Below are 20,577 nucleotides of genomic sequence, written 5' to 3'. Positions count from 1 at the left end.
ACACCATCATGCCCGCGATCACCCCCTTCGCCGATGAACTCAACGCACTTCCGCCGCTGGCCTCGCGCTACGTCGACGTCGACGCCCTGCCCTGGCGCCCCTCCGGGTACGAGGGCATCGATATCAAGGTGCTGCTCAAGGATGAGGAGAGCGGTCTGCTCACCGCCCTGTTCCGCTGGCAGCCCGGATCGGTCCTGCCGCTGCACGAGCACGTCCGGATCGAGCAGACCTGGGTGCTCGAAGGCAGCATCGTCGACGAGGAAGGCGAGACCACCGTCGGGAACTTCTCGTGGCGACCGCAGGGCAACCAGCACCGCGCCTCGGCGCCGAACGGGGCCCTGGTGCTGTGTTTCTTCCTGACACCCAACAAGTTCCTCGAGGGGCCGAACGCCGGCGCCACGCTGGAATAGCTGCACCACCCGAGCTGAGGAGTTCGTGTTGTCTCAACCCACCATTCATCGCACGCGGCTGTTCTCGCCGCTGACCCTGCGCGGTGTGACTTTCCGTAACCGCCTCTGGGTGGCGCCGATGTGCCAGTTCTCGGCCGACGACGGCATACCCGACGACTGGCATCTGGTGCACCTCGGCTCGTTCGCCAAGGGGAAGGCCGGCCTGGTGCTCACCGAGGCGACCGGGGTCAGCCCGGAGGGGCGGATCAGCTCCAAGTGCACCGGGCTGTGGAACGACACGCAGCTCGACGCGTTCGCCCGCATCAACCGGTTCGTCACCGAGCACGGATCGGTCCCCGGAATTCAACTCGCGCACGCCGGCCGCAAGGCGTCCGCGCAGGTTCCCTGGGAGGGCGACGGCACCGTCCCGATCAGCGAGGGCGGCTGGGAGACGGTCGGTCCGTCGGCGACGGCCTGGGGGGATCAGGCCGTGCCGCGCGAGATGACCGTCGCCGACATCGCGAAGGTGGTCGCCGACTTCGCCGACGCCGCCGCCCGTGCCCTGGCCGCAGGATTCCGGGTCGTCGAGATCCATGCCGCACACGGCTACCTGCTCCACCAGTTCCTGTCGCCGATCACCAACCGGCGCACCGACGGCTACGGCGGAGACCCCGACCGCCGCGCCCGGCTGCTGCGGGAGATCATTGCCGCGGTCCGTGCGGTCTGGCCGGAGGAGCTGCCGCTGTTGCTGCGGATCTCCGCCACCGACTGGGCCGAGGACGGCTGGGACGTCGACGACAGCGTCGCACTGATCCGCTCGCTCGAGGGCTCCGGGATCGACCTCGTCGACGTCTCCAGCGGCGGCCTGACCCCGGAGCAGAAGATCGCCGTCGGACCGGGATACCAGGTGCCGTTCGCTCGCCGGATCCGCAACGAAACATCCCTGCCGGTCGCGGCCGTCGGGCTGATCACCGACTCCTCTCAGGCCGAGCAAGTCCTCGTCGACGGAGCCGCCGATGCTGTTTTCGTCGGACGGAACCTGCTGCGCGAGCCGATGTGGCCGCTCAAGGCGGCAAAGGAACTCGGAGTCGAGGACACGCTCGACTGGCCGACCCCGTACCGGTCGGCCCGCTACCGCGGCAACATCCCCTGATCTCCTGGTGGGCGCCGATCGTTGACATGGATGGGTGCCCACCCGGTACCGTAAGAAAACAATCGTTCGTATGTGGTAAGCGTGCCGGGTCCCGCGGACTTCCGCGCGCGCCGGGCGGCACCCACGGCCGCATCATCGCCGCCGGCGTTCGTGTGTTCGCCGAACAGCTCTACCTGAAGGAGAAAAGATGTCCGAGACCAGCCCCAGCCGTCATCAACTGCTGATCGACGGTAAGTGGGTGGATCCGGTCGAAGGCGGCACTGTCGACGTCTTCAACCCGTCGACCGGAGAAAAGCTCGCCGAGATCGCCGCAGGCGGCCCGCGCGACGTCGAACTGGCGGTGCAGGCTGCCCGCCGCGCATTCGACGACGGCCCGTGGCGGCGGATGCCGGCCGAGGCCCGCGCCCGGATCCTGCACCGCTTCGCGGACCTCATCGAGGCCAACGCGGACGAGATCGCCCTCGTCGACACCCAGGACTGCGGAAAGCCCTACGCGTTCATCCGCGACATCGACCTGCCGAACATGGCCGACCTGCTGCGCTACATGGCCGGGTGGACCACCAAGCTCGAGGGACGCACCATCCCGCTGTCGCGGCAGAACCCCGGCGACTTCTTCTCCTACACCCGGCGGCAGCCGGTCGGCGTCGTCGCGCAGATCATCCCCTGGAACGGCGCCGCACTCGCCGCGATCTGGAAGCTCGCCCCGGCGCTCGCCGCCGGATGCACCGTGGTGCTCAAACCCGCCGAACTCGCCTCCCTGGCGCCGCTGCGCCTGGCGGAGTTGGCTGTCGAAGCCGGTGTGCCCGACGGAGTGGTCAACGTGATCACCGGAACGGGCGCGGACGCCGGTGCTCCGTTGGCCGGTCACCCGCAGGTCGACAAGGTTGCGTTCACCGGCTCGGTCGAGACCGGCAAGAGGATCGTCGTCGCGGCCGCATCGAACCTGAGCAAGCTGACCCTCGAACTCGGCGGCAAATCCCCCAATGTCATCTACGACGACGCCGATCTCGACATCGCCGTCGACGGAGTGCTCGGTGCCGTCCTCTACGCCCAGGGTGAGGCCTGCACGGCCGGGTCGCGGCTGTATGTGCAGCGCAACGTCTACGACGAGGTCCAGACCCGTATCGCCGCCAAGGTGCCGCAGATCAAGATCGGCCCCAGCGCCGAGCGCGGTGTGCTGGTCGGCCCGATGATCTCCGACCAGCACCGCTCCAAGGTCAAGACCTTCGTCGAGGGCGCGCTCGGTGACGGAGCCGAAATTATTGCCGGTGGTGCCCAGACCCGTGAGCCTGGCTACTACCTCGAACCGACCGTGCTCGGTGGGGTCGATGACGGCATGACCATCGCCCGGGAGGAGATCTTCGGCCCGGTGGTGTCGCTGATGCCGTTCGACGACGAAGCGGAGGTGTTGCGCCGCGCGAACGACACCACCTACGGTCTGGCGGCCGGAGTGTGGACGAGCAACGTCGGTCGCGCCCACCGCTTCGCCGAGGCGGTCAACGCCGGTGCGGTCTGGGTCAACTGCTACAACGTATTCGACGCCGCGCTGCCGTTCGGCGGCTTCAAGCAGTCCGGTTGGGGTAAGGAGATGGGCGGCGAAGCCCTCGACGGCTACCTGCAGAGCAAGGCGGTCACCGTCTCGCTCGTCTGATACCGCTCGAAGCCCTCGCATACGCCCGGCTGGTGCACCAGCCGGGCGTATGCGTGTTCTGTGGCCGAAGCCTGTTCGACCTCACTACTTGGACACTGCGGGGTTGTTCGGCACGCACGCCTCGTTGTGATCGTTGACACGACAACCGAGACCGAACTAACATACGTACGTTCGTTTCTCGGGTTGTGGCCCCACCTTGCGTCACCGCCTGCATCGGTTCCGACTGCAATTGACGGTCGAATCCGCCGCGTGCCGTGTGCACTTCGGTTCACCGCGCCCACCGAAGACGCCTCCTGCCTTGTCGGCGGAGAATCCAGATACCAGGAGTCACGTCATGACAACATCGACGCTCACCGGCGCGCGTGTGACCTACACGCGTGCGCCCCTCTACAGTTGGTGGGTCCTGCTGGTCAGCCTGCTGTGCTTCATGTGCTGCTTCATCGGCCTGAACACCGTCGCCGTGTTCGGCACGGTCATTCAGGACGACTGGGGAATCAACGCCACCCAACTGTCGTTGCTCACCACCGCATCGATGCTCACGTTCTGCGTGGTTCCGGTCTTCGCCGGCAAGTGGGCCGCCCGTATCGGGGTGAAGAAGATCGTCGTCATCGGCCTACTCTGCAACGCCGTTTCGGCGCTCTTGATCCCGGTGGTCGGTGAGTCCTACACCGGCATGCTCCTCCTGCGTCTGCTCCTGGGTTGCTGCGGCGGCGTGATGAATGCCTCGCTCGCCACCCATGCATCCTTGTGGTTCCCCAAGAACCGGCGCGGTTTCGCGACCGGCCTCCTGATGGGCTTCCTCGGCGTCGGCTTCTCGATCACCTCGTTCGCCGGACCGCTGCTGACCGACAGCGGCATGTCGTGGGAGATCGCCTCGATGTGGCTGACCGTGGTCCCGAGCATCGCCTGCGGTACGTTGTTCGTGCTCACTGTCAAGGACTTCCGCAAGACCCACCCCGGTGTGCCCTCGATGGACGCCCTCGTTGCCGAACCCGTCGGACTCCGGCGCCCGCACTCGACCCGATTCGACGCGCTCCCCAAACCGGGATCACTCGCCGAGGCGCTGCGCAGCTCCCGCGTCTGGTGGTCCTCGCTCTACGGTGCAGGCACGGCGATCACCCTCTACGGGCTTTCCTACGCCCTGCCTTTGTTCCTCGAACAAGACCGCGGCATGACGCTGCTCGAAGCCTCGGCGATCATCGGCGTCACCTTCATGTTCAAACTCGTCGCCGCCCCCATCGGGGGGCTGATGTCGGACAGGCTCTTCCGCGGCGAGCGATTCCAGACGAACATGATCGGTGCCGGTCTCGCCGGTGTCATGGTTGTCGCATTGCCTGGGATTCCCGCGAGCACTCTGGGGATCTACCTGTGCATGATGTTCCTGGCAGCATCGCTCTACGGTGGCACCTACTGGGCGTGGGCGGCGGAACTGTCTCAGCCGCAGGCGAATTACCAGACGAGTGGACTCATCGTGACCGTCAGCAATGTCGGCGCCGTGCTGGCCGCCCCGATGCTGGGGATGATCATCGACGCCACCGGCAGCGCGACCTACGCCATGGTCACCGTCGGAGTCCTCGGCCTGCTGAGCGTGGAGTGCGCCCGCCGCTCCCGGCTGTAGACCCGCACTCCAACCCCCTGATCGCCGACCCGCGAGGCCCGCTATCCCAGCCTCTGCGCTCTCGCGGGTCGGCCTCCAAACGCTCTCCGGTTCCGGGCGGTTCACACAATATCGGCGCGCGAGCCCGGATCCGGAGAGCTTCAGCTGTGCACATCCCGCGCAGTACTGCACCGTCCGCAGCGCGTCACAACCGTGACGCCGAGTGGACGGACGTCGAACGGCTCGGACCGGGAACCGGTCCGAGCCGTTCGGCTACGCGGGCACATCTCAGCGGATGGTCCAGCCGCCGTCCGCGACGTAGACCGCGCCGTGCACGAAGCTCGCTTCGTCGCTGACCAGGAACAGCGCGACGTTCGCCAACTCCTCGGGCTGCGCGTGCCGGCCCGCCGGTGCACTACGCAGCGCCTCGACGACCGGCAGATCCTCGTTGTACAAGATGTCCTTGGACATCCCGGTTTCCACCGCACCTGGCGCGATCGCGTTCACCCGCACATTCTGGTGCGCGTAGTCGAAGGACATCTGCCGGGTAAACCCGACGACACCGTGCTTGGAACTGGTGTATGCAGTACCGCCCCCACCGGCGATGAATGCGGCGACCGAGGCGGTGTTGACGATCGACCCGCCGCCGGCGGCGATCATCGCCGGCAACACCGCGCGGGTCACCAGGAACATGCCCTTGAGGTTGACGCCGACGATGCGGTCCCACAGCGCCTCGTCGGTGTCGAGGATCGGGGCATAATCGTCGAGAACACCCGCGTTGTTCATCAGCACCGTCACCTCACCCGCCACAGCTGCAGTCTCAGCGGCCGCCGCTGCCACCGCCGACGCGTCGGAGATGTCGACCGCCACCCCGTGAGCCCGTCCGCCCTCCTGGCGGATCTCGGTGACCACGGCATCGATCCCGACCGGATCGAGGTCCCACACGACGACCTCGGCACCCTCGGAGGCGAACCGTAGAGCGCTCGCGCGGCCGATACCCGACGCGCCGCCGGTGATCACTGCCGTCCGATCGGCAAGTCGAGTTCCCGTAGCGCTAGCCGTTTCGATCATTACTTCCTCCCCTGAATATGAAATGGCGGAACAGAATTGAATTCCTTGCTACCCTGCCCACCCGCGATGGTGTACGTGGCTCAGTCGCGGAACGGCTGCTTGACCCAACCCTGATCCCAGTTGGACACCTGGTGTGTGCGTCCGCGCAGTTCCTGGAAGTACCAGGTGCCGTCGCGCTTGACGAACTGATCGGTGTAGTTGATGGTCAGGATGACCGGGTCCTTCTTGGTGGCGTCCTGACTGTTCTCGATGGTGCACAGGCACAGCAGATAGAAGTATCCGACTGCGCTCTGGCCGTCGTCGGCGAGTTCCACACGTGGGGCGATCATGTAGTGCAGAGCCCAGGTGATCTTGTCCGACAACGTCCGGAAGTGCGCCTTGATCTCCTCGTGGCCGGTCATGGATCCACCCTCGCCGTCCACGACCCACCGACCGTCTTCGACGAAGAGACTGGCGATGCCTTGCGGGTCGTAGCCGTTGTCGCAGAAGCCTGCGTAGCGATACTTGAGCTGTTCGATTGCGCGGACGTCCTCGAGTCGTGTCAGTCGCTCGGCGAGCTCGGTGACGCTCACATCCGCGGTAGCAGCGTTCATGATAACGGGTCCTCCTGTGAGGGTTGATTTCTGGGAATTTTGGTTAGGAGATCTGTGCGAGAACCTTGGAAACAGTCTCGAGGTTGCGCATGCCCTCGCCCGGGTCGTCTGCCGGGTCGACCCACAGCACCGCCCGTTCGATCCCCAATTCTCGATAGCTCTCGAGCAGTGCGGGATCCGGTGGCGCCGAGGCCACCGCAATGCCGACCGACTCAGGGTCGCGGCCGGACTCCTCGACGACTCTGCGGAATTCGGGCACCGTCTTCGACAGACTCGGATCTTCTGCGGAGGGCACGACGTACCAAGCGTCGGCCCACTCGGCGGCATGCCGCATCGTGGTGGGACCGGCGCCGCCGAGGTAGGTGCGCGGGCCGTTCGGCTGCGCGGGCTTCGGCCAGGCCCACGAGGGGGCGAGCGACGCACGGGGGCCGTCGAAGCTCGCCACCTCCTCGGTCCACAGTGCCTGCATGACTTTGAGTTTGTCCCGCACGGTGGAGTAGCGCTGCTTCCACACGACGCCGTGCGCTTCCGCTTCCTCGACGTTCCACCCCATTCCGACACCGCAGATGACGCGTCCGCCGGATAGGTGGTCGAGGGTGGCGATCTGCTTGGCCTTCGCGATCGGATCGTGTTGGGCCAGCAGGCAGATACCGGTGCCGAGCATGATCGTCTGCGTGTGTGCAGCGATCATCGACATCGTGACGATCTGGTCGTAGGTGCGTAGGTAGAACTCGGGTAGTTCGGGTCCCCCGTAGGGGATCGGGTAGTCGGTTTTCCGGGATACCGGAAAATGCGTGTGCTCGGGCACGAACAGGGACTCGAATCCGTACCCTTCCGCGGCCTGCCCGAACTCCACGGGGTCCGGACCCTGATCGGTGAAGAAATAAACTACGCCCACATCCATGACGGGATCCTTAACTCATTGTCATTCTTTGAGGTGACGCCGAGGGGTTCAGGCGTCGTCGACCACGACATGGTCCTCGAGGACCACTACGTAGTGCTTGCCGATGAAGTTCTCGACGTCCGCGAGGGCTGCCTGGCCGGCCTCGGACGCCCAACCGGCCTCCATCGCCTCGGCGCTCTCGTAATCGAGGACGGCGAGACCGTCGATTCCGAATCCGTTGTCGGGTTCGGTGGCACCTTCTTGCGGAACGACGTGCCGCTGCACGTAGCGGATCACACCGGGCACCTGCGCGGCGAGCGGGGCGTGCTTCTCACGCCAGTACTCGTCGAACTGGGCGAACGACATACCCGGCTTGCGTCCGATCAGTGCGATCGTGCGGACCGGTCCACCATTGAGTGTCATTGAGTTTCCTTCTCTGTTGGGGTCGGTTGAAGGGGAGTAGGGGTTGTCAGCCGGGGTACTTCGCGAGCATTCCGGCATCGACGGGCAGCGCGGTGCCGGTCACATACCGCGACTCGTCGCTGGCCAGCCACAGGACGGCCTCGGAGATGTCGGCGGAGTCCACCCATGGCACCGGCAGCAGGTTGATCCGCCCGAGAACGTCGATCCCGTCGTCGAGGGTCGGGTTCTCGAGGTCGGGCCGGAAGATCTTCGCCGCCGTCGGATTGTCGATCATGTCCGTGCGGACATTGGTCGGATGCACGGTATTCACCCGGATGCTGTGCGGAGCAACCTCGTTCGCGACCGAGCCGACCAGTCCGACCAGCGCGTGCTTGGCGGCGCTGTAGTGCGCCACGTGCGGCACTCCGCGAATGCCCGCGATGGAACTGATCGCGATGATCGACCCGCCTCGGCCGCCGGCGATGATGTGCGGCAGCGCCGCCTTCATCGTCTGCCAGACGCCGGTGAGGTTGATGTCGATCAGGGTGTCCCATTCGGCACGGGTGAGCTCCCAGGAGGGCTTGGCTGCTCCGAGTACGCCCGCGTTGGCGACGACGATGTCGAGTCGACCGAGTTCGGCGGCGGCCTCGGCGACCGCGGCGATCATCGACTCGTCACGGACGTCGGCTTCGATCATCACCACCCTGCGGCCCCGTTCCTCCACCAGGCGTGCGGTTTCCTTCAGGTCCGCGTGGTCAGGCATTGCGTAGCTCACCTGGTCGATCGGGCGTACCGAGTCGAGCAGGATGAGATCCGCGCCTTCGTCCGCGAGGGTGAGAGCGTGCGATCGACCTTGGCCGCGGGCGGCGCCGGTCACGAAGGCCACCTTCTCGTGCAGTCGCTGACCGATGTTCGTCATGCAGATTCCTTTCGGGGAGTCAGACGTTGGATGACGTGACGCAGGTCCAGTTGCTGTGCTCCCACCGCGACGGCGATGACCACTGCCTGGACGAGGAACTGAGTGGAAGAGGGTGCTCCGAGGGAGAGCACGAGCTGGGTCAGCTGGCTCAGAAACAGGGCCCCAACCGCCGTGCCGATGATGTTGCCGCGACCACCGGTCAGCGCGGTGCCGCCGACGACCACAGCTGCGATGGCCGGCAGGAGGTAGCTGGTGCCGGCATTGGTGTTCGGTGTGCTCACGTACCCGGCCAGCAGGACACCGGCGCCGCTGTAACACAGTGCCGCGGCGACGTATCCGCTGATCTTGATTCGGGAGGTGCGCACACCCGCGGCGCGGGCGGTCCGCTCGTTGGACCCGACGGCGACTACCCGGCGCCCCCAGGCGGTGCGCCCTGTCGCGAATACCGTCACGATCATCAGCAGCACCGCGAGCCATACCGTGTTGGAAACACCGACCGTTTTTTCCAGCGCGAAGTCGGACACACTTTGCGGTGCGCGGGTCGGGGTTCCTCCGGAGTACGCGAGGGCGGCGCCCATCAGGACGGCGTTGACTGCCAAAGTGGCCACCAGCGGGGTCACTGAGAATGCCGAGACGACGATGCCGTTGACCAGTCCGACGACGACGGCGATGGCGGCGACGACCAGCAGAGCGGCGAGGATACTGCCGTGATCCTGGGCGTACTGGCTGCTGACCAGCGCGGCGAGGGTCATCATGCCGGGCAGCGACAGGTCGATGCCCTTGAGCATGACCACGATGGTCTGACCGATCGCCGCGATCGCCAGGATTCCGGCGAAGGGCAGTAGCGAGTCGATAGCGCTGCCCGAGATGCTGCCGGGGGCGATCAGCCAGCTGAACAGGAACAGTGCCACAGTGATCGCGATGACCGAGCTGGTGCCGTTCCAGGTCGGGGTCCAACGGCGACCGCCGGTGGACTCGTTCCCGGACTTCTGGGGGAGTCGTTGTTCTTGTGTCGCGCTCACCGGTCAGCTCCGCTCTGCGAGGGTTCGGGACTTCGAGTAGAAGGCGGCCGCGGCGATGGTCAGACCGCCGAGAAGCCACTGCTGCCAATACAGCGGCAGCCCGATGAACTGGACGACCGTGTTGATCTGGATCACCAGCACTGCGCCGAGGCAGGCTCCGATGAACGAGCCGCGCCCGCCGAAGATCGAGGCGCCGCCGAGGACCGCGGCACCGATGCTGGCGAGGGTGTAGCTGTCACCGATACTGGCGTTGCCGGTACCGGCCTGAGCCATGAGCAGCACGGCTGCCGGGACGATCAGCACCGAGCAGCTCACGTAGGCGGCGAGAGTGATCCACTTGGTGCGGACTCCGATACGGTCAGCTGTGGCGTGCTGGGATCCGGTGGCTCGCAGTCGGACACCGAACATGGTGCGGTACATGGCGACTTCGAGAAGCACCGCCACGATGATTGCCACAACCAGCATGATCGGTACGAATCCGAGCTTGGTCGATGCGTACGAGGTGAAGACTGGATCGATCTTGCCCGCGGGCAGCGGACGCAGGAGGTAGGCGATGCCCTGGATCGCGGTGTAGGTAACGAGCGTTGCGATCAACGGGTTGATCTTGACGACCACCGCCAGCGTCCAGTTCACCAGGCCGACAACCGCGGCGACGATCGCGAGGACGACCAGGCCGATGATCATGCCGATGGGTGTCTTGTACGCCGACAGCACGAATGAGCCGACAACGACGAGCAGACCGGCGAGTGGGCCCACCGACAGGTCGATGCCCCCGATCATCATTACCACCTGCTGTGCCATCGCGAAGAACGCGAGGGTGGCCAGCAGCGGCAGGATCAGACCAAAGTTGCGTGACGTGAGGTAGAACTCGCTCTGGCTGATCGCGACGATCGCCAGCAGCACAGTGGCGAGCGCGAGAATCGCGGCGGGCGTCAGGTCGCTGCGGGAGATCTTCCGGCCGAGCGTGACCTTCCGCAGTGCCGTACCGACCCGGCTACGACTACCGGTCGCGCTGAGCGCGGCCTGGGCGATGCCGTGCTCGGTCAGTTCGTCGCCGACGAGCTCCTTCGCGGCCTTCCCCCGGGAGAAGACGATGACCCGGTCACAGAGCTGCTCGAGTTCCGCGGCCGACGAGGAGAGCACGATGACCGCCGCCCCGCGCGCCGCCGCCTCTCGGAGGATGGTGTAGATCTCCTCCCGCGCGCCGATGTCGACACCCTGGGTGGGCTCATCGGCGAGAATCACCGTGGACTCGGTCATGAGCACCCGGCTGAGCACGACCTTCTGCTGGTTTCCGCCCGACAGAGTCGTGATGTCGACCTCGGGGGAGGGAGCCTTGACCCGCATCGACGCGAACGTCTCGGAAGTGGCCTTGCGCTCGCGCAGGCGTGAGAGGGCAACGAAGCGCGTGAACCGCCCCAGCGAGGCCAGCGAGGCGTTCTCCCGAAGACTCAGTCCCGGCAGGATGCCCTCGTTGTGCCGGTCGTGGGGGAGATAGGCGATCCCACCGGCCAGTGCGGTGGTCGGGCTCGACGTCCTGACCGGACGGCCGTCGATCTCGACGGTGCCGTGGTTACCGACCAGACCGCCGAGCGCGCGGAGCACCTCACGCTGGCCTTGTCCCTCGACACCGGCGAACCCGACGATTTCGCCGGCCCGTACCTGCAGGTGAAGGTCGTCGAAACCCTCGCCGGAGAAGTCGGTGACCTGTAGCAAGGTGTCACCGAGCTGGCTCGAGCGGGTGTCGGCCCGCGTGTGACCGCGCGTGAGCTCCCGACCGACGACGAGGTTGACCACGTCCTGCTCGGTGACGTCGGCGCCGGTGAACGTGCCGACCAGCGCACCGTCGCGCAGCACCGATACGGCGTGGGCGATCTGCTTGACCTCGTTGAGGCGGTGCGAGATGTAGACAACGGCACCGCCGGCCGCGATCAGCTCCGACACCAGCCGGAACAACTCCGCGACTGCGGGCGGTAGGAGGTGCTCGGTGGGCTCGTCGAGCACGATGACCTTCGGCTCCTCGGCCAGAGCCTTGGCGATTTCGACGACAAACCGAGCGTCCGGCTGCAACTCGCGCACCGGAGTGCGTGGATCGATCGACGCCACGTTGCTCCACCGCGCGAGGATGCCTTCTGCCCAGCCGACCTGGTCCCCGACGGATGGACGTAGTTCCTCGGGCATGCTCAGGCGCATGTTCTCGGCGACCGTCAGGTCCGGAAGGAGCGCTGGCTCCTGGTAGACGATGGCCAAACCCTGTTCGCGGCACCACGCCGGGGACGGGTCGGCGGCGGCGACGCCACCGATCTCCACCGTCCCCGAATCGGCGGTGATCGAACCGGCCGCAATGCCGACGAGCGTGGACTTGCCTGCGCCGTTCTGGCCGACCAGCGCATGAACCTCGCCGCGCCGGACCGTCAGCGAGACGTTCTTGATTGCGTGCACGCCCGGGTACTTCTTGTCCACCGCTTCGAGCCGGAGAACGACGTCCTGATCGGGCACTTCGTGGACGGGACTTTCCTGAACCTGTACGTCACTCACGTACATCACATCCTCGACAATGTCTTGCTGAGTCATAGTTGACCACTCCTTATCCCTGGCGCCCAGCCGCTACTGGAAGACGGCCGAGAGCTGCTCGGGCGAGAGCGCCGAGGACAGGTCGGCGTCCGGCGGCAGATCCTCGCGGCAGGTCGGGAGCTTGCCGCCCAGGGTGTCGACGAACGTGGGCAGTTCGAAGTTCTCCGGCTCGTTGTCGGGCTGGTCGTTGAGCGCAGCGAGCGCCTTGCGGGCTGCGATGCGTACGACCGTCGTGGTGCCGTCGAGGGTCAACAACTGGAAGCCGGGGTTGGCCTCGTGGTGCTGCAGCCACATGCACCCGAGTTCGTTGTCGGTAGCGGAGGTGGCCAGCGGCGGGATCGGCCGACCGGCGTTGATGAAGGCGCGCAGTCCACCCTTCGATGCGACACCGTAATCCGATGCCAGGGCGTCGATCTCGGGGTACTTGGTCAACGCGCCGGCCATGGCGCGCTGTTCGTATGCCGCGTCCCAGCTCGAGGGCTGCGGCTCGTTGGTCAGGGGGGTGAAGGCACCGCCGAGTTCCTTCGAGGTCTCGTTGATTCCGTCCCACAGGGCGACCGTCGAGGGGCTTCCGCCCGGTAGTCCACCGCTGAAGAGCAGTGTGCTGCCCGGCTGGACCTGGCCGCCCAGCCACTTGGCCATCGTGTCGCCCTCGACATCGAAGTTGTACTGGACGTAGCCGTCGTAGTCGACACCGACCTCACCGCCGGGATCGGCGATGTAGGGGACGACGACCACGCCGGCGTCATGGGCGTTCTTCAGGGCGCTGAGGGCCTGGCTGCCGAAGTCGTCGTACGTGACGATCGCATCGAAACCCTGTGCGGTGTACGAATTGATTGCGGTGATGTACTTCTGCAGATCGTTGTCGGCCTGGGTGTACTCGAGGGTCACGTTGGGGCAGGCGGAAAGCTCGTCGGTGAGTTCGGCCTGCGTGATCTTGCGCCACGAGTTGGCGCCGAATCCGGCGACGTGCGCGATCTTGAGTGGCTGGTCACCGCAGAGCTGCCCGACCGGCAGGGCCTGGCCGCCGTCGCTCGTCGAACCTGCTGAGCTGCCACCCGATTCTGCCGGGGCACTGGCCGTGCATGCCGCGACGCTGAGGACTGCGCTGAGGGCAACTCCGGCAAGGGTTGCGCGACGACAAAACAGAGCGTTCATGGATTTTCCTTCTTCTGCCAGACACAGACGAACGTTTGCTCGTTTGTTTGTATTGTGGCGTAGAGCACAGCATCCGTCAACGGGTGATCTGCGGCATGCCACTACCTGGACGATTGGGTATTTCGTGGCCGTCACGCCGACAGGGCTGTGTCGCAGGTGACGCGCCTTCACCATCGACGCACCAACCCTGTTGCGTCGGTAGGTAACCGCTCGTGCGGTCGCTGCCGTGGGGTCGGTGTCGCGCGAACACCGGGGCGGGAACCGATGTGCGCGATCTGAGGCAGCGGGGCTCGAAGGACGCTCGCGAAGCAACGGCCACTAGCCCTCCCGGTCCGTGACGGACTGGAAGGGCTGGGCCGTGCCGTATTCGATTGCGGAGCGCGGAGGGTCAGCCGACCGGGACCGGGGCGGCAACGCACACGGCATTGCGCAGCGTGCCCAGGCCGGTGATCTCCGTGGTGAGTGTCTGGCCGTCAGACAGATGTGTTCCGGTCGGGTGGCCGACTCCGCCGGGAGTTCCGGTCAAGATCACGTCCCCGGCCTGCAGGGTGACGATGTGGGAGATGTACTCGATCAACCGGGCCGGTGTGAACACCAGGTCGCCGGTCGAGTCCGACTGTACGGTGGCACCGTCGACGAGAGTGTTCAGGGTGGCACCGAGCCTGAACTCGTCCGGGGTCACGAGCGTCGGACCGAGCGGGCACGTTCCCTCGAAGGTCTTGCCCTGCAGCCACTGTTGAGTCCGATATTGGTAGTCGCGCATGGTGACATCGTTGGCGACCGCGAAGCCGGCGATGTACTCCCCGGCGTGGGCGGCCTGCACCGATCGCGCCTTCTTGCCGATGACGACGGCGAGCTCCCCTTCCCAGTCGACCTGCTGATCGGCGTAGGCCGGGACGTGGATGTCGTCGTAGGCCCCGATGAGCGCTTCGGGGAACTTGGCAAACAAGGTGGGGTAGCGGGGGAGTTCGCGTCCCATTTCCGCGATGTGATTCGCATAGTTCAGGCCCACGCACACAATCTTCGTCGGGTGCGTGACCACGGGGGCGTACTCCACGGCACCGAGGTCGACAACCTGCCCGGAGGCCTCGGTGGCGATGCGGTGCCAGTGCGGGTCGCGTAGCAGATCCGAGAGGCTGGGATAGGGCTCGATCAGCACCGCGTTTCCGCCGTCGATCCGCGCGGCGGCGGTCGATCCCTCCACACGCAGCGTGGCCAGTTTCATGAGACGGCGACCTCGGCGGGCTTCTTGAGCATCAGACCGGATCGCTGGACGCGGCAGACCAGTTTGTCGTTCTGGTTGAAACCGCGGTGCTCGAAGCGCACGATGCCGGTATCCGGGCGGGACTTCGACTCGCGGCGCGACAGAATCTCGGTTTCCACGCGCAGGGTGTCGCCGATCAGTACCGGCGCGGGGAAGGCGATCTCCTCGAACCCGAGGTTGCCCAGCGTCGTTCCGAGGGTCGTTTCCTGCACCGGAATGCCGACGACGACGCCGAGGGTGAAGACGCTATTGACGATGCGCTCGCCGTACATGCTGTCCTTCGCGAACTCGGCATCGAGGTGCAGCGGCTGCACGTTCATCGTGAGCGTCGTGAACAGCAGGTTGTCCGTTTCGGTCACTGTACGGGTCACCGCGTGCTTGATGGTGAGCTCCGGCTCGAGTTCTTCGAAATACAATCCACTCATTTTGGGGTCCTCAAGGGTTCGGTCGGTCGGGTGATGGGGTCAGTGCGACTGGATGGTTTCGGCGAGGGCAACCACGCCGCGAGCGGTTTTGATGTGGGCGATGTCGACGTGTTCGCCCTCGAACAGTGCCGCCGCCTGCCCGTTCGCCTGGGCCTGCTCGAAGGCCTCGATCATGCGGCGGAAGCGGTCGACGATTTTCGGGTCCGGCGCATAGACGTCGTTGATCGTCTCGATGTGCGAGGGATGGATGAGCACCTGCCCGGTAAAGCCCAGTCGCCGGTTGCCTTCGGCGAACCGGCGCAGGCCGTCCAGGTCGGAGATCTCCTGCCACAGTCCCACGATCGGATGGGCCAACCCTGCGGCTCGGCAGGCGAGCACGGCCTTGCTGCGGTAATGCAGGGTTTCCAGGCCCTCGGCGGTCCACTCGAAACCGACCTCACGCGAGACATCGGCATCGCGAGCCGCCGCGACCATCAGCGATGCGACCCGGGGATGGGCCGCCGCGATCGACTCGCAGTTCACCAGCGACTTCGCGGTTTCGAGAGTGGGGATCACCTCGATGCTGCCACGGACCAGGGCGGCCTCGATCTCGAAGTGCTCGAGCAGCGCGGCGAAGTCGAGAACCTCTCGGGCTCCGTACACCTTCGGCAACAGTAACCCGTCGAGTCCCGCGCGCACCACGGCCGCGAGATCTCGGCCGAAGTGGTCCGTGTCGAGTGGGTTCGGGCGCACCAGCACCGTCACATCCGGATGGTCACTGCGCAGGGCGTCGATCGTCTCGGCTGCCATTGCGCGGGCATCTGCCTTGCTCGGCTCGGGAACCGAGTCCTCGAGATCGAGGATAACGGCGTCGGCGCCGGCACGCACAGCTTTCTGCGCCCAGCCCTCACGATGAGCCGGCACGAACTGGAGGGAACGTAGGGGTCGCATTACTTCCTCACTCGATTGGGCACCGCCGGTGCGGCGACGACACAGGCTCCCCGCAAATTCCCGGGGGAGATTGACGGTCGCCGCCTCGGCCACTCGGCCGTATGCGAACCCGCCGTGGACGCGGCGCGATATTTCGTGGTGTGCGGCATTTCGTCACATCCAGACTTCGTGGTGCAGGCTTTGACCAAATGATTGACCAGCGGGTTGGTGGTCCGTACTGTTAAACGAACAATCGCTCGTACGTTAACACGGCCGGCGGCGCCGGCGCTATGAGGAGTTTCGATGACAATCAACGACGTCAGCACTGCCGCCCGAGTGATCGGGCAGCCTGATCGCTGGTGGGAGGACCTCGACCTCGGGGACGTGCTCCGCGGGCCCGGCATGACCGTCACCGACGCACACCTGGTGCACTGGGCAGGGCTGACCTGCGACATCGTCTCGCTGCACCTCGACGAGGAGTATGCCGCCGGCACCCAGTTCGGACAGCGGATCGCACACGGGCCGTTCACGCTCTCGCTCGCCCTGGGGTTGACGACGCAGACCGGATACTTCAACAATGTCGTCGCCTGGCTCGGCCTCGACGAGGTGCGCGCTGTGCGTCCGGTGCTCATCGGCGACACCCTGCATCCCGAAGCCGAACTCATTGCCACCCGCCCCACCAAGAAGCCCGACCAGGGTATCTGGTCTTTCGCCTACAGCGCGCTCAATCAGCGGGGTGAAGCCGTGATGACCTTCCGGAGCAGCTTCATGATCCGCCGACGTCCCGAGGCGCTTTGCTGACGACATGCAGGTGACGGATTGCGACCCTCGCGCACTCTTGTGCGATCACGGTCGCACTCGTACGCTGCGCTGCAAGCGAACGTTTGTTCTTGAAAGGAATTGAGCATGGCCGAACATGACAAGCCGGTAGTCACTCGTAAAGGAGAGGAAGCGCAGAATACGGGCCAATCGGGTGGCGCGGTGCGTGTGTCCGGGGTCAGTGTCCAGCACACGCCGGCGACGAAGATTTGGTTCGGGAAGGTCTTCAACGAGCCGGGATATCGGTCCCTGCCGCATCATCACGGTGAGGCCGAGACCGGCGGGTACGTCTTCACCGGCAAGGCGCGAATCTACTTCGGCGAGAACTTCAGCGAGTACATCGACATGTCCGAAGGGGACTTCGTCTTCGTCCCGCCCTTCATGCCGCACGTCGAAGCCAACATGAGCACCACCGAGGAACTCATCTGGCTCACCACCCGCACGCCCGAGAACATCGTCGTCAACCTGCCCGAGGTCGAGGACAGCACCCTCACCGGATACGTCCGTGTCGGCACTCACGTCGAGGCGCACTGACGTTCCCGTCATCGCCTCATCCGCAGACAATCTTTCGCTGCGGCTCAATATTTTCCACCCACGGAAGTCCTCCGGTCGAATCACGGCTGGAGGGCTTCGGTGTGCCGAGACGGGCGCCTGGCGGAAGTGTCAGCGCGCGCCGGTGCCGGTTGTCATCTTCGCGACCGCTGCAGTGCGATTGTTCACCGACATCTTGCGCAGAATGTTGCTGACGTGAAACCGGACCGTGTTCCTCGAAATGAACAGGTCACGACCGATTTCGGCATTCGACGCACCATCGGCGATCATGCCCAGTATCTCGTGCTCGCGACCGGTCAGCGGGTCGTCGTGATCCGAAGGGCATGCGGTCTCCGCGCGGGCCGCGAGACCGGCGTGAACACACGAATTGGCGTGGGCGCCGGAGAGGAGGACCCTCTCCAGCGCCGATGCGGCACGAAGGCGTGCTGCCCGGTCATCCACGTGCTGTGAGTGAAGCAAGTCGAGGATTCGGCTCAGCTCGGCGTCCATCGTCATTGATTCCGCAGCCTCCGCGTCCAATCCGGCCTTGGGCGTTCCGAAGAGGAGTTCGACACCTGTTGACGCTCAGTCTGAATTGGTTGCTCGACAAAGGGGTTCTTGCGATCTGCCGGGAAGAGTCGTAGGCCAAAACAAACAAACACACGTTAGATTAACCGGGTGTCGGGTACCGAAGCAACTCCACGAAAGAAGCGGTTCCATGTCGATCGCCATCGGAGATCGAGCAGCACATCTCCCGCTCGAGTTGACCACCTTTGTCGGGAGGCGCACCGAACTTGCGGAGGCCGGACGACTGTTGGGGACTGACCGGTTGGTCGCCGTGACCGGCCAGGGGAGTGGGGAAGACACGTCCGGCGTTGCGCGTGGCGGCACAGCAGATCTTCGGACACCCCGACGATCTTTGCTGTTTCCTCACCCTCGGCGGCCCGGGGAGCGCCCGCACACCAGCAGAGCCTGCGCGCGAGCCTGGGCTGGAGTTGCGACCTGTGCTCCGCGGCTGAGCGGTGTCTGTGGGAGGTGCTGTCGACATTCGCAGGCGGGTTCGAGCTCGACGCCGCCGAAGCACTATGCGCCGATTTCGCCACCTCAGATGAGCTACTCGCCGAGACACGGAATCGGGCCGGGCCGGAGGAACTCCGGCCCGGCCCGCCCAAGGTTGTCAGCCGACAGCGCTGTCCGACCACTCCGGGTAGTCGATGTAGCCCTTGTCGCCGCCCGAGTAGAAGGTGTCGAGATCGGGCATGGTCAGTTCGAGGCCATCGCGCAGGCGACGCACCAAGTCCGGATTGGAGATGAAGTACCGGCCGAATGCGATCAGGTCGCCGCCGCGCGCCAACCACCGATCGGCATTTGACTTGTTGACGAAGTCTGCACTTCCGACAATTGCCGGGTTCACGATCAGCGGGCCGGTCCAGATTTCCCGGATCCGGTCGTTGATGTCGTCCGATGCAGTCTCGAGGATGTGAAGGTACGCCAATCCCAGCGGATTCAGGGCGTTGAGGAGCGTTGTGTACAGGCCTTCGGGATCGTTTTCGTTCATGTCGTGGAACTTTCCGCCGGGAGAGAACCTGATCCCCACCCGGTCAGCGCCGATGGCGGCGCTGACGGCGGTAGCGACCTCGACCGCGAAGCGTGCCCGGTTTTCGTGCGACCCGCCGTACTGGTCGGTGCGCTGATTGCTGTTGTCGGACAGGAACTGCTGGAGCAGGTAGCCGTTGGCACCGTGGATCTCGACGCCGTCGAAGCCGGCAGCGATCGCGCGCTCGGCCGCTGCGACAAACACATTGATCTGCTCTTGAATCTGCTCGACGGTCATCTCGACGGGAGTGACGAAGGCGAGCCGGCCTCCGGAGTTGAAGATCGTGCCCTGGGCAGCGATGGGCGAGGCTCCGAGCGGCTGCATTCCGTTGATCTCAGGGTGTCCCACGCGGCCGCCGTGCATGAGCTGGGCGAAGATCCGGCCGCCGGCATCGTGAACAGACTGGGTGATCGGGCGCCAGGCTGCCTCCTGCTCGTCGTTGTAGAGACCGGGAATATTCGGCTCGGACTGTCCTTGCTTCGACGGCGAGATACCTTCGCTCACAATGAGACCCGCGCTGGCCCGTTGCGCGTAGTAGAGAGCGGCACTCTCGGAAGGCAGTCCCGTCTCGGAGGCGCGAACCCGCGTCATGGGTGCCATGACTACTCGATTCGACAGCTCGAGTGAACCCAATTTGTATGTCTCGAACAACATGACCTGAGATCTCCTTACTGTGGGGTGTTTGTCCGCCCGGTCATAGCCTGGCTCGCATCGGCACCAGTAGTGCCCTTTGCATGGCTAGGTGTCGACCGCGTTATCGGTGTTTGTCTGGTGCGCGTGAATTTCGGTGGGGTAATCGTCGGTCGACCCCCGGGAGCTCAGTCTCATCGACGCAGTATGACGAATCGACAGATCTCGATAATGCTCAGGTGAGGTTGATGTCTCGATTGAACTCGTCTGTTGACACCGCGTGCGATCGATCTCTGATCGAAGTCCCTCTCCGAGTAACAAACGTACGGACGTTCGTAAGTATTAGCGGGAGAGTTCGATGTGTCAACCCTCACAGGGGGCGTACCGCCGGGTGCGTGTCACGGATCGTGTCGATGCGGCGCGATCGGCGCGGACGGGTGCGCATTCGGTGTCCTCAGCTGCTTGCGTCCACGTGAAATATGATCTACGTTATATCCAGCGAACGAGCGTTTGTAGGCATCGTCAAGTTCGTCGCCTCTACTTTGTCGTTCCTGACGCGCCGTTCGAATCGTCGGCCGCCCTTCTGGCTGCGCGGTGTATCCGTAGCCACCACGGACGGCTCGCAGCAGATCCACCCAAGCGCTCCCATCGGACCGGATAGGTATCCCTAGGCGAGGAGGATCCGTAATCGTTTCAGAGTCAACAACTGCGGACACGCGAGAAGGAAGGAGTCACTATGTCGTCAGCGGCGGCGAAGCGACGGCGCGGGTCATCGCGGGTGCGGTCTCCGAGGTCATCTCGGTTCATCAAGGACACGGCCCGCAAACTGAGTTGATCAGCCCGCATCGCGCTGTGGGGCGGTGGTCGATGTACGACCGTCGGAGTATTGCGACGAGGTCATGCACGGCTATGGGCACTACCACGAGAAGTATGAGCGCGTGGGCGGGGCATGGAAGTTCTCTACGCTTACCCTGACCCGGCTTCGCGTGG

19 protein-coding genes are annotated in these 20,577 nt (G+C 65.1%); 6 read left to right on the top strand and 13 right to left on the bottom strand.

Annotation, left to right across the window (positions count from 1 at the left end; translation table 11 throughout):
* The first annotated feature begins 8 nt into the window (after positions 1-8).
* The 4 genes from ROP_RS15390 (at position 9) to ROP_RS15375 (ending at position 4,811) form a co-directional block, all read left to right on the top strand.
* Positions 9-410: a cupin domain-containing protein gene (locus ROP_RS15390; protein WP_012690314.1), complete on the top strand. Its 402-nt coding sequence runs from the start codon at positions 9-11 to the stop codon at positions 408-410.
* Between the two features lie 28 nt (positions 411-438).
* Positions 439-1,542, top strand: coding sequence for an NADH:flavin oxidoreductase/NADH oxidase (locus tag ROP_RS15385; protein ID WP_012690313.1), 1,104 nt, complete (start codon positions 439-441; stop codon positions 1,540-1,542).
* A 187-nt stretch (positions 1,543-1,729) separates the two neighbouring features.
* The gene (locus tag ROP_RS15380; protein WP_012690312.1) at positions 1,730-3,193 is read left to right on the top strand and encodes an aldehyde dehydrogenase family protein; all 1,464 of its coding nucleotides are present in this window, start codon (positions 1,730-1,732) and stop codon (positions 3,191-3,193) included.
* A gap of 334 nt (positions 3,194-3,527) precedes the next feature.
* A complete protein-coding gene (locus ROP_RS15375) occupies positions 3,528-4,811 on the top strand; it encodes an MFS transporter (RefSeq protein ID WP_012690311.1) in 1,284 nt (427 codons plus the stop codon).
* A gap of 267 nt (positions 4,812-5,078) precedes the next feature.
* Here ROP_RS15375 and ROP_RS15370 read toward each other — a convergent pair whose 3' ends face one another.
* The 11 genes from ROP_RS15370 to ROP_RS15320 form a co-directional block, all read right to left on the bottom strand.
* Positions 5,079-5,861, bottom strand: a complete 783-nt coding sequence (locus ROP_RS15370; RefSeq protein WP_012690310.1) for an SDR family NAD(P)-dependent oxidoreductase — start codon at positions 5,859-5,861, stop codon at positions 5,079-5,081.
* Between the two features lie 80 nt (positions 5,862-5,941).
* Complete coding sequence (locus ROP_RS15365; protein WP_012690309.1) at positions 5,942-6,454, bottom strand: nuclear transport factor 2 family protein; 513 nt, start codon at positions 6,452-6,454, stop codon at positions 5,942-5,944.
* Between the two features lie 43 nt (positions 6,455-6,497).
* Complete coding sequence (locus ROP_RS15360; RefSeq protein WP_012690308.1) at positions 6,498-7,358, bottom strand: LLM class F420-dependent oxidoreductase; 861 nt, start codon at positions 7,356-7,358, stop codon at positions 6,498-6,500.
* Positions 7,359-7,406: 48 nt separating this feature from the next.
* A complete protein-coding gene (locus tag ROP_RS15355) occupies positions 7,407-7,760 on the bottom strand; it encodes an EthD family reductase (RefSeq protein ID WP_012690307.1) in 354 nt (117 codons plus the stop codon).
* Between the two features lie 46 nt (positions 7,761-7,806).
* The gene (locus ROP_RS15350) at positions 7,807-8,658 is read right to left on the bottom strand and encodes a mycofactocin-coupled SDR family oxidoreductase (RefSeq protein ID WP_012690306.1); all 852 of its coding nucleotides are present in this window, start codon (positions 8,656-8,658) and stop codon (positions 7,807-7,809) included.
* Positions 8,655-9,680, bottom strand: a complete 1,026-nt coding sequence (locus tag ROP_RS15345; protein WP_037237176.1) for an ABC transporter permease — start codon at positions 9,678-9,680, stop codon at positions 8,655-8,657. Before ROP_RS15345 ends, ROP_RS15350 begins: the two co-directional genes overlap by 4 nt.
* 3 nt (positions 9,681-9,683) lie before the next feature.
* On the bottom strand, positions 9,684-12,224 hold the full coding sequence (locus tag ROP_RS15340) for an ATP-binding cassette domain-containing protein (protein WP_043826595.1): 2,541 nt from the start codon (positions 12,222-12,224) through the stop codon (positions 9,684-9,686).
* 63 nt (positions 12,225-12,287) lie between these two features.
* Entirely contained in the window at positions 12,288-13,412 is a 1,125-nt protein-coding gene (locus ROP_RS15335; protein ID WP_012690303.1) for a substrate-binding domain-containing protein, read from the bottom strand.
* 388 nt (positions 13,413-13,800) lie between these two features.
* Entirely contained in the window at positions 13,801-14,637 is an 837-nt protein-coding gene (locus tag ROP_RS15330) for a fumarylacetoacetate hydrolase family protein (protein ID WP_012690302.1), read from the bottom strand.
* Positions 14,634-15,101 (bottom strand): MaoC family dehydratase, encoded by a 468-nt coding sequence (locus ROP_RS15325; protein ID WP_005565830.1) that lies wholly within the window; start codon positions 15,099-15,101, stop codon positions 14,634-14,636. The genes ROP_RS15330 and ROP_RS15325 overlap by 4 nt, the downstream gene beginning before the upstream one ends.
* 39 nt (positions 15,102-15,140) lie before the next feature.
* Positions 15,141-16,031: an HpcH/HpaI aldolase/citrate lyase family protein gene (locus ROP_RS15320; RefSeq protein WP_012690301.1), complete on the bottom strand. Its 891-nt coding sequence runs from the start codon at positions 16,029-16,031 to the stop codon at positions 15,141-15,143.
* A gap of 282 nt (positions 16,032-16,313) precedes the next feature.
* Between ROP_RS15320 and ROP_RS15315 the strand changes: the two genes are divergently transcribed.
* Complete coding sequence (locus tag ROP_RS15315) at positions 16,314-16,811, top strand: MaoC/PaaZ C-terminal domain-containing protein (RefSeq protein WP_012690300.1); 498 nt, start codon at positions 16,314-16,316, stop codon at positions 16,809-16,811.
* A 105-nt stretch (positions 16,812-16,916) separates the two neighbouring features.
* The gene (locus ROP_RS15310; protein WP_012690299.1) at positions 16,917-17,363 is read left to right on the top strand and encodes a cupin domain-containing protein; all 447 of its coding nucleotides are present in this window, start codon (positions 16,917-16,919) and stop codon (positions 17,361-17,363) included.
* A gap of 129 nt (positions 17,364-17,492) precedes the next feature.
* On the opposite strand, the gene ROP_RS44815 is transcribed toward ROP_RS15310, so the two are convergent.
* Positions 17,493-17,870 carry a helix-turn-helix domain-containing protein gene (locus ROP_RS44815; RefSeq protein WP_269454446.1) on the bottom strand — a complete coding sequence of 126 codons (378 nt, stop codon included), beginning with the start codon at positions 17,868-17,870 and terminating at the stop codon, positions 17,493-17,495.
* Between the two features lie 667 nt (positions 17,871-18,537).
* Positions 18,538-19,611 carry an alkene reductase gene (locus tag ROP_RS15300; RefSeq protein WP_012690297.1) on the bottom strand — a complete coding sequence of 358 codons (1,074 nt, stop codon included), beginning with the start codon at positions 19,609-19,611 and terminating at the stop codon, positions 18,538-18,540.
* Between the last annotated feature and the right edge of the window lie 966 nt (positions 19,612-20,577).

The organism is Rhodococcus opacus B4, from assembly GCF_000010805.1.
GTDB lineage: Bacteria > Actinomycetota > Actinomycetes > Mycobacteriales > Mycobacteriaceae > Rhodococcus_F > Rhodococcus_F opacus_C.
Note: the sequence above shows the minus strand (reverse complement) of the source record. Positions and strands in the feature narration are given on the sequence as shown.